The organism is Methyloradius palustris, assembly GCF_019703875.1.
In the GTDB taxonomy this organism is placed as follows: Bacteria; Pseudomonadota; Gammaproteobacteria; order Burkholderiales; family Methylophilaceae; genus Methyloradius; species Methyloradius palustris.
The window spans coordinates 2,302,240-2,317,081 of record NZ_AP024110.1 but is presented as its reverse complement, the minus strand read 5'-3'; the positions used below and the strand labels follow the sequence as shown (position 1 = coordinate 2,317,081).

Annotated in this window: 15 protein-coding genes; 10 read left to right on the top strand and 5 right to left on the bottom strand. The window is 47.7% G+C overall.

Annotated elements, in window-relative coordinates:
* The first annotated feature begins 268 nt into the window (after positions 1-268).
* The 5 genes from tkt to fba all read left to right on the top strand — a co-directional run bounded on the left by tkt (position 269) and on the right by fba (position 7,296).
* A complete protein-coding gene (gene tkt, locus ZMTM_RS11105; RefSeq protein ID WP_221763908.1) occupies positions 269-2,254 on the top strand; it encodes a transketolase in 1,986 nt (661 codons plus the stop codon).
* Positions 2,255-2,404: 150 nt separating this feature from the next.
* Complete coding sequence (gene gap, locus ZMTM_RS11100; protein WP_221763907.1) at positions 2,405-3,403, top strand: type I glyceraldehyde-3-phosphate dehydrogenase; 999 nt, start codon at positions 2,405-2,407, stop codon at positions 3,401-3,403.
* Between the two features lie 17 nt (positions 3,404-3,420).
* Positions 3,421-4,602 (top strand): phosphoglycerate kinase, encoded by a 1,182-nt coding sequence (locus ZMTM_RS11095; protein ID WP_221763906.1) that lies wholly within the window; start codon positions 3,421-3,423, stop codon positions 4,600-4,602.
* Between the two features lie 154 nt (positions 4,603-4,756).
* On the top strand, positions 4,757-6,190 hold the full coding sequence (gene pyk, locus ZMTM_RS11090; protein WP_221763905.1) for a pyruvate kinase: 1,434 nt from the start codon (positions 4,757-4,759) through the stop codon (positions 6,188-6,190).
* Between the two features lie 35 nt (positions 6,191-6,225).
* On the top strand, positions 6,226-7,296 hold the full coding sequence (fba, locus tag ZMTM_RS11085) for a class II fructose-bisphosphate aldolase (protein ID WP_221763904.1): 1,071 nt from the start codon (positions 6,226-6,228) through the stop codon (positions 7,294-7,296).
* 36 nt (positions 7,297-7,332) lie between these two features.
* Here the strand turns inward: fba and ZMTM_RS11080 are convergent, their stop codons facing one another.
* Positions 7,333-8,121 (bottom strand): SDR family NAD(P)-dependent oxidoreductase, encoded by a 789-nt coding sequence (locus tag ZMTM_RS11080; protein ID WP_221763903.1) that lies wholly within the window; start codon positions 8,119-8,121, stop codon positions 7,333-7,335.
* A 149-nt stretch (positions 8,122-8,270) separates the two neighbouring features.
* Here ZMTM_RS11080 and ZMTM_RS11075 point away from each other — a divergent pair, with 149 nt between their 5' ends.
* Genes ZMTM_RS11075 through ppa form a run of 4 tightly spaced genes read left to right on the top strand, consistent with a single transcriptional unit; the run spans position 8,271 to position 10,844 of the window.
* Positions 8,271-8,687: a phosphate-starvation-inducible protein PsiE gene (locus ZMTM_RS11075; RefSeq protein ID WP_221763902.1), complete on the top strand. Its 417-nt coding sequence runs from the start codon at positions 8,271-8,273 to the stop codon at positions 8,685-8,687.
* Between the two features lie 14 nt (positions 8,688-8,701).
* Positions 8,702-9,601, top strand: a complete 900-nt coding sequence (locus ZMTM_RS11070) for a phosphoribosylaminoimidazolesuccinocarboxamide synthase (protein WP_221763901.1) — start codon at positions 8,702-8,704, stop codon at positions 9,599-9,601.
* 35 nt (positions 9,602-9,636) lie between these two features.
* Complete coding sequence (locus tag ZMTM_RS11065; protein ID WP_221763900.1) at positions 9,637-10,263, top strand: carbonic anhydrase; 627 nt, start codon at positions 9,637-9,639, stop codon at positions 10,261-10,263.
* 56 nt (positions 10,264-10,319) lie between these two features.
* Positions 10,320-10,844: an inorganic diphosphatase gene (gene ppa, locus ZMTM_RS11060; RefSeq protein ID WP_221763899.1), complete on the top strand. Its 525-nt coding sequence runs from the start codon at positions 10,320-10,322 to the stop codon at positions 10,842-10,844.
* 61 nt (positions 10,845-10,905) lie between these two features.
* Here ppa and ZMTM_RS11055 read toward each other — a convergent pair whose 3' ends face one another.
* The 4 genes from ZMTM_RS11055 to ZMTM_RS11040 all read right to left on the bottom strand — a co-directional run bounded on the left by ZMTM_RS11055 (position 10,906) and on the right by ZMTM_RS11040 (position 13,825).
* Positions 10,906-11,718 carry an ABC transporter permease gene (locus tag ZMTM_RS11055; RefSeq protein WP_221763898.1) on the bottom strand — a complete coding sequence of 271 codons (813 nt, stop codon included), beginning with the start codon at positions 11,716-11,718 and terminating at the stop codon, positions 10,906-10,908.
* Positions 11,718-12,494: an ABC transporter ATP-binding protein gene (locus tag ZMTM_RS11050; protein ID WP_225907024.1), complete on the bottom strand. Its 777-nt coding sequence runs from the start codon at positions 12,492-12,494 to the stop codon at positions 11,718-11,720. The genes ZMTM_RS11055 and ZMTM_RS11050 overlap by 1 nt, the downstream gene beginning before the upstream one ends.
* Complete coding sequence (locus ZMTM_RS11045) at positions 12,491-13,291, bottom strand: sulfite exporter TauE/SafE family protein (protein ID WP_225907023.1); 801 nt, start codon at positions 13,289-13,291, stop codon at positions 12,491-12,493. The genes ZMTM_RS11050 and ZMTM_RS11045 overlap by 4 nt, the downstream gene beginning before the upstream one ends.
* 117 nt (positions 13,292-13,408) lie before the next feature.
* On the bottom strand, positions 13,409-13,825 hold the full coding sequence (locus ZMTM_RS11040) for a DciA family protein (protein ID WP_221763896.1): 417 nt from the start codon (positions 13,823-13,825) through the stop codon (positions 13,409-13,411).
* A gap of 28 nt (positions 13,826-13,853) precedes the next feature.
* Here ZMTM_RS11040 and ZMTM_RS11035 point away from each other — a divergent pair, with 28 nt between their 5' ends.
* Positions 13,854-14,786 carry a M23 family metallopeptidase gene (locus tag ZMTM_RS11035; protein ID WP_221763895.1) on the top strand — a complete coding sequence of 311 codons (933 nt, stop codon included), beginning with the start codon at positions 13,854-13,856 and terminating at the stop codon, positions 14,784-14,786.
* Positions 14,787-14,842: the final 56 nt, after the last annotated feature.

The following is a 14,842-nucleotide window of genomic DNA, read 5'->3' as shown; positions in this document are numbered from 1 at the left end:
TAATATAAATTAACCCTGATAGAATTCAGGTCTTGGTTTTTTGCGGTATTGCTCAAAATGCCTAACTGAGCAATAATTCGCGTCTGAATTTATAAGAAAAACCGATATTTAATGCGTGGCGATACAGCAGAAAAGTATCAAATAATCGGTCGCAACATCCTGAATCCGATGAATTTCAAGTAGGCACTCAAAATCGGGGTTACCTTTCCTGACTGCAATCTTAAGTGGTCGGCAAGTTACCTTTTACTTTATAAACGTGGAGAATGTAATGGCAACTCGTAACGACTTATGCAATGCCATCCGTGCACTATCAATGGATGCAGTTCAGAAAGCTAATTCTGGACACCCAGGCGCCCCGATGGGGATGGCCGAAATCGCAGAAGTACTTTGGAATCACCATCTGCGTCACAACCCAACTAACCCTAACTGGGCTGACCGCGACCGCTTCATCTTGTCAAACGGCCACGGTTCTATGTTGATCTATTCTTTGCTGCATCTGACAGGCTACGACCTGCCGATGGACCAGATCAAGACTTTCCGCCAATTGCATTCACAGTGTGCAGGCCACCCTGAATATGGTTATGCACCTGGCATTGAAACCACCACTGGCCCACTAGGCCAAGGTATTACCAATGCAGTTGGTTTTGCGATGGCTGAAAAATTACTGGCTGACCAGTTCAACAAGCCAGGCCACGATATCGTTGACCATTACACCTACTGTTTCCTCGGCGATGGCTGCTTAATGGAAGGCGTTTCCCACGAGTCATGTGCGCTAGCTGGTACATGGGGTCTGGGCAAGCTGATTGCATTCTGGGATGACAATGGTATCTCGATCGACGGCCACATTGAAGGCTGGTACACTGATGACACCGTTAAGCGCTTTGAAGCATACGGCTGGCATGTCCAATCAGTAGACGGTCATGATTCAGCTGCCATCAGCGCTGCTGTTGACGCTGCGAAAAAAGTGACCGACAAGCCATCTATGATTTGCTGCAAAACTATCATTGGTAAAGGCTCACCAAACAAATCAGGTAGCCATGATTGCCATGGTTCTGCACTGGGCGATGCTGAAGTTGCTGCAACCCGTGCCGCTATCGGCTGGAACTATCCTCCATTTGAAATCCCTGCTGACGTTTACGCAGGTTGGGATGGCAAGGCCAAGGGCGCTAAGCTTGAAGGCGAATGGGATGCTAAATTTGCAGCTTATGCAAAAGCGTTCCCAGCTGAAGCAGCAGAATTCAAACGTCGTATGGCAGGTGACTTGCCAGCAAACTGGAAATCAGCAACTGATGCGTTTATTGCTGCTACCAACGAAAAAGCTGAAGGCATTGCTACACGTAAGGCTTCACAAAATGCGATTACCGCATTGGCGCCAATCCTGCCTGAATTCCTAGGCGGCTCAGCTGACTTGACTGGTTCTAACCTGACCAGCGCCCCTAGCTTTAAGCATGTGGTTGCTAAAGAGCCAGGTAACTACATCTCTTACGGTGTGCGTGAATTCGGTATGTTCGCAATCATGAACGGTATGGCATTGCACGGTGGCTTGCTGCCATTCGGCGGTACTTTCCACATGTTCTCAGACTACGCCAAGAACGCATTGCGTATGGCTGCATTGATGAAACAACGCACCATTGCTGTATTGACTCATGATTCTATCGGTCAAGGTGAAGATGGCCCAACTCACCAACCAGTTGAAAATACTTCTGGCCTGCGTTACATCCCTCGTATGGATGTATGGCGTCCAGGTAGCTCTACCGAGACAGCAGTGTCATGGGTAGCGGCTGTTGAGCGTAAAGATGGTCCTTCAAGCCTGGTATTGAGCCGTCAGAATGTCGCTGGTATCAAGCACGACACAGCGCACTTTGACCTGATCCGCAAGGGTGGTTATGTGTTCTCTGATGTGGCTGGCAAGGCTGATGTCATTATCATCGCTAACGGTTCAGAACTTGATTTGGCAGTGAAAGCTGCTGCTGAGTTGAATGCTGCTGGTACCAAGGTGCGCGTGGTTTCTATGCCATCTACCAACGTATTTGACCGTCAAGATCAAGCCTATAAGGATAGCGTATTGACCGCAGGTGTTAAGCGTGTGGCTGTTGAAGCTGCTCACCCTGACTTCTGGCGCAAGTATGTAGGTCTGGATGGCGCTGTTGTTGGTATCGACACCTTTGGTGAATCAGCTCCTGGTGGCGTACTTCTGAAGGAATTTGGTTTTACTGTTGAGAACGTAGTTAAGACAGTTAAATCAGTTCTGTAAGCGTTATTTGCAGTAATTACTGAGCATAAAGGCACCCGTGGGTGCCTTTATGTTTTATAAGCATGGTCGTTTTTTTAAAGCGCATTTATTTTATATTCGCTGCATAATTATAATCATCTCAATTCATTGAATCAGGGCAAGGGAAATCAAATGGCAATCAAAGTGGGTATCAATGGTTTCGGCCGCATCGGTCGCATGGTGTTTCGCGCAGCAATCAAGGATTTTACTGATATTGAGGTAGTTGCCATCAATGATTTGCTCGAGCCAGATTACCTGGCTTACTTACTTAAGCATGATTCGGTACACGGCAAGTTCAAGGGCGATGTTTCTGTGAGTGGAAACAATCTGGTGGTGAATGGCAAGACTATTCGCCTGACCGCAGAACGAGACCCAGCCAACCTGAAATGGGATGAAGTGGGTGCCGATATCATTATCGAATGTACTGGCTTTTTCCTGACGCTTGATACCTGCCAGAAGCACATCGATGCAGGCGCTAAAAAGGTAGTGCAATCTGCCCCATCCAAAGATGACACCCCGATGTTTGTCTATGGCGTGAATCATGGCACTTATAAGGGTGAAGCCATTGTTTCTGCTGCTTCCTGTACCACCAATGCCTTGGCGCCAGTAGCCAAGGTGTTGAATGATACCTTTGGTATTAAACGTGGTTTGATGACTACAGTACATGCGGCTACTGCCACACAGAAAACTGTTGATGGTCCATCCAACAAGGATTGGCGCGGTGGCCGCGGTATTCTTGAGAATATTATTCCGTCTTCTACAGGCGCTGCTAAAGCAGTCGGTAAAGTGATCCCTGAGCTCAATAAAAAGCTCACGGGTATGGCTTTCCGTATTCCTACCTCTGACGTTTCTGTCGTCGATTTAACTGTTGAGCTCAATAAAGAAGCAACCTACGAGCAAATCTGCGCCGCGATGAAAGCTGCTTCTGAAAGCGGCCCGCTTAAAGGCGTGCTTGGTTATACAGAAGAAAAAGTAGTTTCTACCGATTTCCGTGGCGAAACCTGTCCATCCGTATTCGATGCAGATGCTGGTATTCAACTTGATCCAACATTCGTGAAAGTGGTCGCCTGGTATGACAACGAATATGGCTATACCTGCAACCTGATGCGCCTTGTTCAACATATCGCCTAACTCCGAGAGTAAAGACCATGTCCGTAATTAAAATGACCGATCTTGATCTCAAGGGTAAGCGTGTGTTTATCCGCTCGGATCTCAATGTGCCCATTCAAAATAATTGTGTAAGCTCAGATGCCCGCATTACGGCATCTTTGGCGACAATCGAATTTGCAGCCAAAGCTGGCGCAAAAGTCATGGTGACGTCGCATCTTGGCCGACCTGAAGAGGGCATCTACTCTGAAGAAAATTCACTCAAGCCTGTAGCGGATGTATTAAGTGCCAAACTTGGTAAACCTGTCCGCCTGATTAAAGATTGGGTGAATGGCGGATTTGAAGTGGCTGATGGCGAGATCGTCTTGCTGGAAAATTGCCGCTTCAACAAAGGCGAAAAAAAGAATGTCGATGAAACCTCGCAGGCGTATGCCAAACTCTGCGATATATTCGTGATGGATGCATTTGGTACCGCGCACCGTGCCGAGGCCTCAACTTATGGTGTAGCGAAGTTTGCACCAGTAGCTGCAGCAGGCATCTTGTTAATTGGCGAATTGGAAGCTTTAACCAAAGCGCTGCTTAACCCAGCAAAACCAATGGTCGCAATTGTGGGCGGCTCAAAAGTCTCAACCAAGTTGACCGTATTGGAAAGCTTGTCCGAGAAAGTCGATCAACTCGTAGTTGGCGGTGGTATTGCTAATACATTCCTCAAAGCAGCAGGTCATCCTATTGGTAAGTCATTAAGTGAAGATGACTTGGTGCCCACCGCTAAAGCGTTGATGGAGAAAATGTCCAAGCGTGGTGCGGCTGTGCCGATTGCGGTAGATGTGGTTTGTGGCAAGAAATTTGATGCAAACGAACCTGCAGTCACCAAAGATGCCGATGACGTGGCCAGTGACGACATGATTTTTGATATTGGCCCAAAATCTGCTAATGAAATAGCAGAGATTATATTAAAAGCAGGCACTGTGGTCTGGAATGGCCCAGTTGGTGTATTTGAATTTGACCAGTTTGGTGAAGGCACTAAAACGATTGCCATGGCAATCGCCAAAACCAAGGCATTTACACTGGCTGGCGGCGGCGACACCATCTGCGCCATCCAGAAGTATGATATTTACGATGATGTTTCCTATATCTCTACAGCGGGCGGCGCTTTCCTTGAGTTTCTTGAGGGTAAAAAGCTACCAGCAGTAGAAATTCTTGAGCAACGTGCACTAGGTTAATGAGTGACTTAGTTTGAGCGCTGAAGGGCTATGATAAAGGGGACGATTTTCGTCCCCTTTTTTCTTTTGGACTATTCTGTTTTTATATTCATTAATTCTGATGTCACTTTAGTCTGGTTTATTGGTCTTAACTAACATCTTAAAATGAGGCGTTATGGCGTTACGTAAAACCAAAATTGTCGCAACATTAGGGCCATCTTCCGACTCGCGCGCAGTGCTTGAGCGCATGCTGGATGAGGGCGTTGACGTGGTGCGACTGAATTTCTCCCACGGCACAGCACAAGACCATATTGACCGTGCACAACTGGTGCGCGAACTTGCCCATGCACGACATCGTTCCGTTGGTGTGCTCTGCGATTTGCAAGGCCCTAAAATCCGTATCGGAAAATTTGAGGATGGAAAAATCCTGTTGAATGCAGGTGATAAATTCATTCTGGACGCCCAGTGCCCGTTAGGTAACCAGCATCGGGTCGGACTGGATTACAAGACTTTGCCTTCTGAAGTGGGGCCTGGAACTGTATTGCTACTGGACGATGGCCGCATCGTCATGCGGGTGGAATCAGTATCAGGCTCAGAGATTGATTGCACCATCATAGTTGGCGGCACGCTCTCTAATAACAAAGGCATCAATCGGCAAGGCGGCGGCTTGGCGGCAGAAGCGTTGACAGACAAAGACCGCGAAGACATTAAAACCGCCGCTACGCTGAATGCGGATTACGTTGCCATTTCATTCCCGCGCAGTGGCGATGATGTGCGACTGGCACGCAGCTTAGTGCGCGCCGCGGGCGGTCATGCGCATATCGTCGCCAAAATAGAACGTGCGGAAGCCATCGATGCGCTGGAAGAGATTATTGATGCTGCAGATGTCATCATGGTTGCGCGCGGTGATCTAGGCGTGGAAGTGGGCGATGCCGCCGTGCCAGGCTTGCAAAAGCGCATGATACGTATGGCGCGCACGCAGAACAAAGTGGTGATTACTGCAACGCAGATGCTGGAGTCCATGATCAGCAACCCAATTCCTACGCGCGCAGAGGTTTCCGATGTGGCCAATGCGGTACTAGACGGCACGGATGCTGTGATGCTTTCTGCTGAGACTGCTGCTGGTTTGTATCCAGTGGAATCGGTTGCTGCCATGCATCGCGTCTGTAAAGAAGCTGAAACTGTTTATGAAATCAATAATCCGCGTGATCTGGTCAATGATGAGTTTAAATTTATTGATGAGTCGATTGCGATGGCAACCGTCTATACCGCCCGCCATCTCAAGGTGAAAGCGATTGTTGCACTTACGCAGTCTGGTGCTTCGGTGCTTTGGCTTTCGCGTTTTCATAATAATGTACCGATTTATGCACTGACTCCGGAGCAATCTACACGTCGAAAACTGACCTTGTATCGTGGCGTTTATCCATATCGTATGGACATCGGTACCGACAGAGATCAAATATTGGCAGAAGCTGAAACGCAATTATTGAACCGTGGAGCGGTCGAATCAGGGGATTTAATTCTGGTGACAATAGGCGAACCGATTGGTACAGCGGGTAGCACGAATACGATGAAGATCATCAAAGTGGGCGAACATCGCTCCAGATAACTTCAGAGCTTAATGTTGGTTAAAGGAGATTCATTATGGCGCTCGTTTCATTAAGGCAATTGTTAGACCACGCTGCGGAACACAGCTATGGCCTGCCAGCATTCAACGTGAATAATCTGGAACAGATCCATGCCATCATGCAGGCGGCAGATGCCTGTGATAGCCCAGTGATTATGCAAGCTTCGGCTGGTGCCAGAAAGTATGCGGGTGAGCCATTTCTACGGCATTTAATCGCTGCAGCTATCGAGGCTTATCCGCATATTCCAGTGGTCATGCATCAAGACCACGGTCCATCGCCCGCGGTCTGTATCCAGGCCATGCGCTCAGGGTTCTCCAGCGTGATGATGGATGGCTCGCTGATGGAGGATGCAAAAACCCCTTCAAGTTATGAATATAATCTAGATGTGACTAAAAAAGTGGTGGAGATTGCCCATGCCATCGGTGTTTCCGTAGAAGCTGAACTAGGTGTGCTTGGTTCGCTTGAATCAGGTTTGGCGGGTGAAGAAGATGGCGGCGGCGCAGTCGGCAAGTTAGACCACTCGCAATTATTGACTGGCGTAGAAGAAGCCGCAGATTTTGTCGCAAAAACTGGCGTGGATGCATTGGCCATTGCGATTGGTACTTCACATGGGGCTTACAAATTTACGCAACCACCCACAGGTGAAGTGCTCTCCATCAAGCGGCTCAAAGAAATCCATGCTCGCTTGCCCAATACCCATCTGGTGATGCACGGTTCATCATCCGTGCCACAGGAATGGTTAAAAATCATTAACCAGAATGGTGGCGATATTCACCAGACTTATGGCGTGCCAGTTGAAGAGATCGTTGAAGGTATCAAGCATGGTGTGCGCAAGGTCAATATTGATACTGACTTGCGCATGGCAATGACAGGCTCTTTGCGTCAATTCTTTTCGCAAGAGCAGCATAAAGCCGATTTCGACCCGCGCAAATATTTGGGCTTGGCAACTACTGCCATGCAAGGCATCTGCACCGCACGCTATGAGGCGTTTGGCTCAGCAGGCTGGGCTAGCAAGATCAAGCCGATTAGTTGCGAGCAGATGGCAGTGCGCTATAAAAAGGGCGAATTGGCGGCAGTGATTAAATAGCCGCCAATTCAGGGCTTCAGCTATAAATACTTTTAATTAAAAAGCGCTTTTAATCGTTCCACCATCTACGCGCAGTGCCGCGCCAGTCGTGGCTGATGCGAGCGGGCTGGCGATATAAGCAACCATTGCTGCGACTTCTTCTGGTGTTGCAAAACGCTTGATGAGTGAAGTAGGGCGTACTTTTTCAAAGAACTCTTTTTCAAATTCAGCCGCTGTCTTGTTCTCTGTTTTTGCCAAGGTATCGACAAAGTCGCCAACACCGCGTGATTTGGTTGGGCCAGGCAATACGCTGTTAACGGTGATGCCAGTACCAGCAACCAGTTCAGCCAAACCTCGCGCCACGGATATTTGCGCAGTCTTGGTCATACCGTAATGAATCATTTCTTCAGGTATCTGGATGGCACTTTCGCTAGAGATGAAGATAATCCGTCCCCAGTTTTTGGCCTGCATTGCTGGTAGAAATAGCCTGGATAGACGAACGCCACTCAAGACATTGACATCGAAGAACCTTTGCCAGTCTTCATCAGGAATATCCAGAAATGCCTTGGGTTCGAAAATACCGAGGTTATTCACCAGAATATCGACTTGCGGAAATTGTTTTGCCAATGCATTTGCAACATCGGCCTGACTGAGATCGCCAGCAAAACCGAATGCTTTACCTTTGGCGTCTTTCAGTTTTGCAATTGCTGTATCGACAGCTGCTTGAGTACGACCATTGATGATGACGCTGGCACCTTCATTTGCTAGCGCTTCTGCAATCGCAAAGCCTATGCCTGCTGTGCTGCCAGAAACCAAGGCGAGTTTGTTGGTGAGCTGTAAATCCATGACGACTCCTTTTTAAATGAATATTAAACATTACATGAGGGCATGTGTTCATGAATGCAAGTTAGATTTCTAGTACAAAAGGCTGCTCGTTTTACTGCCTATGCCATGATGTATAATTGCGGCATTAATAAGCCAGCTACTGGATAAACATGATACCCAACAGATTTAGCAAAGTAACCCAGCGTGGATTAGGTATCGTTGAGCAAGTGGTTCTGATTGTGATTGCTGGCGCGACCATATTCGCGGTGTTTCAGGCCATATTTCATATCTGGGAAGCGCGAGCGATTAGCGTGGGCGATCTTCTGCTTTTATTCCTGTATCTCGAAGTGATGTCCATGCTTAACCATTACCTTGGTTCGGGCAATTTACCTGTTCGATACCCACTGTATATCGGCATTATTGCGCTTGCACGGTATCTGGTGCTTGATGTCGCAGATCTAGACGCATGGCGCATTATGGCGCTATCTGGCTCTATTTTCCTTATTGCCATGGCGATATTGATCGTGCGTTTTGGTCATGTGAAATTCCCCTACACTGATGGTACCGACCTCCAATCCAAACAATAAAACAGGATATTGAATTGTCACAAGCGCTCAAACAATCCAGCATTAAAAGCCTGCCACTGATTCATCAAGGCAAGGTACGCGATATTTATGATGTAGATGCAAACACAATGTTGCTGATTGCTACAGATCGGCTTTCTGCATTTGACGTAATTTTGCCTACACCGATTCAAGACAAAGGCGCCATTCTCACTGAAATCGCCAACTTCTGGTTTGAGAAGCTCAAGCATGTGATTCCCAATCATTTGACTGGTGTTTCAGCTGACTCTTTGGTGACTGACCCAGCCGAAAAAGCCCAGTTAGGTAAACGTGCTTTGGTTGTGAAGAAACTCAAGCCATTGCCGATTGAAGCCATCGTACGTGGCTATCTTGCAGGTTCGGGCTGGAAAGAATATAAAGCCAGCGGCACCGTTTGTGGCATTCCATTGCCTGCAGGTTTGCAAGAAGCATCGCAACTGCCAGAGCCTATTTTTACGCCATCTAGCAAGGCTGAAGTAGGTGACCACGATGAAAATATCACGCTGGAGAAATGTGCGCTGATACTTGGTGACAAGCTTGCAGAAAAAGTCGCAAAAGCCAGTATCCAGCTATATAAAGAAGCTGCAGCGTATGCGCTCACACGTGGCATTATTATTGCCGATACCAAGTTCGAATTTGGGCTGGATGATGCAGGTAATCTTTACGTAATCGATGAAGTGCTCACGCCAGATTCATCCCGTTTCTGGCCCGCCGATCAATATGTTGTAGGTAAAAATCCACCAAGTTTTGATAAGCAATATGTGCGTGACTGGCTAGAGGCTTCGGGTTGGGATAAAACTGCCCCCGGACCAGAGTTACCAGCTGACGTGGCCTTGAAAACGGGCGAGAAGTATCGAGAGGCTTATGAGCGTCTTACGGGTAAGGCTTTTGTATCTTAAAGATTAAGTAACTGAATGAGAGAGAAATTAAATCCATGATCGAAAAGTTTATAGAAGGTTACAAACGTTTCCATGACAGCTACTTTGCTAATGATAGCGAACTGTTTGCCGAACTGGCGCAAGGTCAAAAACCAAGCACACTGGTGATCGCCTGTTCTGATTCACGTGCTGACCCAGCGATTGTGCTGGATAGCAAACCAGGTGACTTATTCGTTGTGCGCAACGTAGCGAATCTGGTGCCGCCTTATGAAAAGGGCGGCGGTTATCACGGTGTGAGTGCTGCGCTTGAGTTTGGTGTTTGTGCCTTAAATGTGGAGCACATTATCGTACTAGGCCATCGGCAGTGCGGTGGTATCAAAGCCCTGTTTGAAGGTATCCCTGATGACATGCAAGGCGAGTTCATCATGCCTTGGGTGAGTATGGCCAAGCGTGCGGCGGATCGTGTGCATGCCGACCACACACATACTTGGGAGACCGACAAACTTTGTGCCTGTGAGATGGGCGGCATCATTGTCTCGATGGAAAACCTGCAAACATTCCCCTGGATCAAATCGCGACTGAAGGAAGGCACTTTGCAATTGCATGGCTGGTATTTCGATATCGTCAGCGGCGAAATGAGCGCCTACGATACTGAAAGCCTCAAATTCGTACCTTTAGCGTAAAATCCTGTTTTTTTTGAATCAACCAAACAATACCCACCAAGTAAAAAGGATTAGTCATGTCTTTAAATAATGTGCCAGCCGGCAAGGATATCCCGAATAACTTCAACGTCATCATCGAAATCTCGATGCGTGGTGAACCGATTAAATTTGAAGTGGATAAAGAGTCTGGCGCGGTATTCGTGGATCGTTTCATGGGCACGTCCATGCATTACCCATGTAACTATGGCTATATCCCACAAACGCTTTCACTGGATGGTGACCCAACCGATGTACTGGTGATTACACCGATCCCTTTGCAGCCAGGCGTCGTGATTCGTTGCCGTGCCATCGGTGTGCTGACCATGGAAGATGAGTCTGGCATTGATGCCAAAGTGCTGGCTGTACCAGTCCATAAAATCTGCCCACAATACAAAGATATTAAGAGCTACAAAGATCTGCCTGAATTCCAGTTGGCGCCTATTGCCCATTTCTTTGAACACTACAAAGACCTTGAAAAGGGTAAGTGGGTCAAAGTTGGCGAATGGCAAGGTGTTGAAGAAGCGAATGCTGAGATTGTGGCAAGTGTGGAAAGAGCTAAATAGTCTATTAGAAGCCAGCTCTTAAACAATGAACGAAGCCTCTGATTAGAGGCCTCTTTCATTTTTACTCGCCGATTTGCAGTAGCAATCCACGTTCTCTTGCTGCTCTAAAGAATGCCAGAAATATCAATATGCCAGCGCCCAGCCAGACAATATTTAGCAGGCTGGCAGTAATGAGTTGTTCGTTGTTAAACGTGTGGTTAAACAGTAACTCACGCATGCCTTCAAATACATGGCTGGCTGGCAAGCACCAAGCCACGGATTGTAGCCAGGCTGGCAAAGTTGAGACTGGGTAGAACACAGCACAAATAGGCTGCAGTGCAAAGATTGCGGCCCAAGCAATACCTTCTGCGCCCAATCCAAATCTTAGCAACACACCTGCAATCACCAAGCCTATGCCCCATGCCATGATGACTAGGTTGAAAAAGAAGGCAATTAGCGGTAGCCCCATATCAAATACATTGAAGTGGAATAGTGGAATGGCGACAATGGATGCTCCACCAACGCCTATCAGCGTGCGTATCAGGCTCAATATAATGAGGCCGCAGATCATCTCGCCTGGGCGTAGCGGGCTGACAAAGAGGTGCCCCAGATTGCGCGAATAGATTTCTTCCAGAAATATCAGCGCGATGCCAAGTTGCCCACGAAACAGCACATCCCACAGCAATACCGCAGATAGCAGCACGCCCGTAGCCTGTGCAATATAGCTGCTGTTATGTTGCAGGAATACGCTGATGAACCCCCACAAGACCATTTGTACGGTTGGCCAATACACCATCTCGACCAGCCGTGGCCAGGAGGTGCGCATCAGGTATAAGTGACGCAGTACAATCGCTCCAATGCGGCGTGGTGAGAACGGTATATCTTGCACAGACATCAGCGACTATCCTTATTGCTTGTATCGCTCATCTCACCATTGCGTGCGATATCAATGAACACTTCTTCCATCGAATTCTTTTCATATTTGGCTACCAGCGAATCTGGCGTGCCTGAATCCACGATCTCTCCTTTTCGCATCATGATGACTTGTTTAGCCATACGCTCTACCTCAGTCATGTTGTGTGAGGCCAGTAGTATGCTCGCGCCTGTGCGTTGCTGGTATTGTTCAAGATAGGTACGAATGGAGTCGGCGGTATCAGGATCTAGTGACGCTGTAGGTTCATCCAGCAATAGAAGCTCGGGTTCATTCAGTAGTGATTTAGCCAGTGAAACGCGAGTTTTTTGCCCTGCTGACAAGCGCCCATAGCGGCGATTAAGTAGCTCACCCAGATTAAGCTCATCGCTAATCTGCGCGATGCGTGATTTGAGATTTTTCAAGCGATACAGATGACCATAGACTGTGAGGTTTTCTTTCACGGTGAGTCGCTGTGGCAAATCGACATAAGGCGATGAGAAATTCATGCGGTGCAGCAAGCGATGGCGATTCAATAATAAATCTTCGCCAAGTATGGTGATGCGACCGCTGCTTGGTATCAGCAGGCCAAGCAGCATGGCAATCGTGGTGGTTTTTCCTGCGCCGTTGCCGCCTAGCAAAGCCGTAGTCTGCCCACGTTCTGCTTTGAAGCTAATGCCATTGACGGCCATGACTTGGTCAAACTGTTTAAAAAGCGCGTCAACCTCAATGACTGATTTTGTTTCCGACAGACTGCTCAAAACAGGCTCCATAGCATTTTAAAGCCGACGATATAGAGCAGGACTGCAAATATTCGTTTCAGTGTTTGGGTAGCTAGCTTTTGCGCAAGCGCTGCGCCGAATGCGGCTGTTAGCATGCTGGTGACTGTAATGCCGATGAATGCTGGCAGATAGATAAACCCCAAGCTATAGGCAGGTAAATCAGCCACTGAGAAGCCTGAATAGATATAGCCAATGGTGCCCGTGATGGCGATTGGGATGCCGATGGCGGCAGATGAGCCGATTGCCAACCTGGGATTAAAATTGCAATAAATCAAGAAAGGCACAGTCACTGTGCCGCCACCAATCCCAACAAGGCTGGAGACTACGCCAATAAATCCGCCCATGCCATTCATCCCTATGCTGCCTGGGATTTTTCGTTGTGCATTGGGAGTGAAATTCATGATCATTTGTGTGGCAATACCCAAGACGAATACCGCGAATATAGCCTTGAGCCAGAAGCTGTGCATCTGGGCTGCTAACAGGGCGCCAATGATAGTGCCGATTACAATACTTGGCGTAATACGCTTGACCACTTGCCAGTCCACATTGCCTTTACGTTGATGGGCACGTGCCGATGACATTGAGGTGAAGATGATGGTGGCCAGCGAGGTGCCAAGTGCCATGTGCATGATGTAAGCATCAGGAAAGTGCTGTGCGGTAAATATGAATACCAGGATAGGTACAATCACAGTGCCACCACCAACACCTAGCAAGCCAGAGAGCACGCCTGTAAAAGCACCCGCGCCAAAGTAAAGTAAGAAGTCTGTGTCAATCACTCGTTAAAACTACCAAAATAAAATAAACAGGAATGGGTAAATAGGAGGTTAATACGTGGAGATAGTTGCAAGATGGTTTGATTCTTTCGACGTGCCCTGATGATACTTGATGAAAGTTTAAGTTCTGTTTGAAAGTCTTGCCAACACTTCACCTAATGGCGAATCACCAAGCTTTTTAGCCAGTTCGCTCAGGCACTGCACACCAGTTGGGCTGACTAAGCGCTGTTTTTTGGGCTTGAGGCGCACGGTAGATTGCACTTGCACTTCAACCCGAATTGAAGTAATTTCGATACCTTGTTTTTGCAGCTTGGTCAGTAAGCTTGGTAGCAACAATTTAATTTTTGCCGCTACTGCGCCGTTATTTGCATAAACCGTTAAACGCTTATGTTTTACATTGCCCGCTTGTGTATGAGGTTTCAACGCATCGGGCACGATAGTGTTCCAGATTGTTTGCGAGGCAGTCAAACTGTCCGCTTGGCCAGATAAGGCCAAAAGCTCGGCATTGTCTTTGAATAAAGCTTTGATTTGCCGCACGCTTAAAACCTCCAACAAGGGGAATTGCTTGAATATTATTTTTGTATCTAACAGTATGGCCAAGCCCAGAGTATTTACGCTGCCGCAATTGATTGCAGCCTTGGCATTCCTACTGGCACTAGTGATTGTTTTTACCGTATTACTGATTTTGCCACAATCAAACTCCCAGCACCAAGGAGTTAAATCACTCATCCCATCCGCACTGCATATCCCATTACTTAATTCGCAAGAGCATATTGATGCCTTGGCTATCCAACTCGGCGAAATACAGGCGCGCGTGATGCGTTTGGATGCGCAAAGTGACCGTTTATCAACGATGGCAGGCATCAAGGATAAAGATGCTGAGCGCAAGGATTCAGGCATGGCAGACCCAAGTCGCAAATTGCTGCCACCAGGCCAAGGTGGTCCGCAAGTCAAAGAGTATGGGCTAACCGAGCAGCAATTGAATGAAAAAATAAATGAACTGATGTTGGAGGTCGAGCATAAAAGTGATCGCTTGAGCATGCTTGAAACCTTGCTGGTACAGCAAAGTATGCAGAAAAATGCCATCCCCAACACCATGCCAGTCAATAGCGCGTATAACTCATCCAGCTATGGTTGGCGCGTTGATCCATTCACCGGGAAGATGGCCTTTCACGAAGGTTTGGACTTTACGGCGGAAGTTGGTACGCCCATCTATGCTGCTGCTGGCGGCATTGTTACAAGCGCCGAGCAAACGCCTGATTATGGTAAAATAATCAAGATTGATCATGGTTCAGGCCTTGAAACACGTTATGCCCATACTTCAATGATGTTGGTAAAAGCTGGAGACCGCGTAGAGAAGGGGCAAATGATTGCGCAAGTGGGCAATACAGGCCGTTCTACAGGGCCTCATTTGCATTTTGAAGTAAGGTTGAATGGCGCGCCTTTAGACCCGCGTAGTTACTTGACCTTGAATCAGGCGGCAATGACCCCCAAATAAGGTAAGCGTTAGATTAATAGAGCATAAATATCAAATTAGAGTATTGCAAAACAAGT

Excerpts from the sequence above, each read along its gene's own strand:
- tkt (WP_221763908.1), top strand. The coding sequence starts at position 269 with ATGGCAACTCGTAACGACTTATGCAATGCCATCCGTGCACTATCAATG.
- gap (WP_221763907.1), top strand. The coding sequence starts at position 2,405 with ATGGCAATCAAAGTGGGTATCAATGGTTTCGGCCGCATCGGTCGCATG.
- ZMTM_RS11095 (WP_221763906.1), top strand. The coding sequence starts at position 3,421 with ATGTCCGTAATTAAAATGACCGATCTTGATCTCAAGGGTAAGCGTGTG.
- pyk (WP_221763905.1), top strand. The coding sequence starts at position 4,757 with ATGGCGTTACGTAAAACCAAAATTGTCGCAACATTAGGGCCATCTTCC.
- fba (WP_221763904.1), top strand. The coding sequence starts at position 6,226 with ATGGCGCTCGTTTCATTAAGGCAATTGTTAGACCACGCTGCGGAACAC.
- ZMTM_RS11080 (WP_221763903.1), bottom strand. The coding sequence starts at position 8,121 with ATGGATTTACAGCTCACCAACAAACTCGCCTTGGTTTCTGGCAGCACA.
- ZMTM_RS11075 (WP_221763902.1), top strand. The coding sequence starts at position 8,271 with ATGATACCCAACAGATTTAGCAAAGTAACCCAGCGTGGATTAGGTATC.
- ZMTM_RS11065 (WP_221763900.1), top strand. The coding sequence starts at position 9,637 with ATGATCGAAAAGTTTATAGAAGGTTACAAACGTTTCCATGACAGCTAC.
- ppa (WP_221763899.1), top strand. The coding sequence starts at position 10,320 with ATGTCTTTAAATAATGTGCCAGCCGGCAAGGATATCCCGAATAACTTC.
- ZMTM_RS11055 (WP_221763898.1), bottom strand. The coding sequence starts at position 11,718 with ATGTCTGTGCAAGATATACCGTTCTCACCACGCCGCATTGGAGCGATT.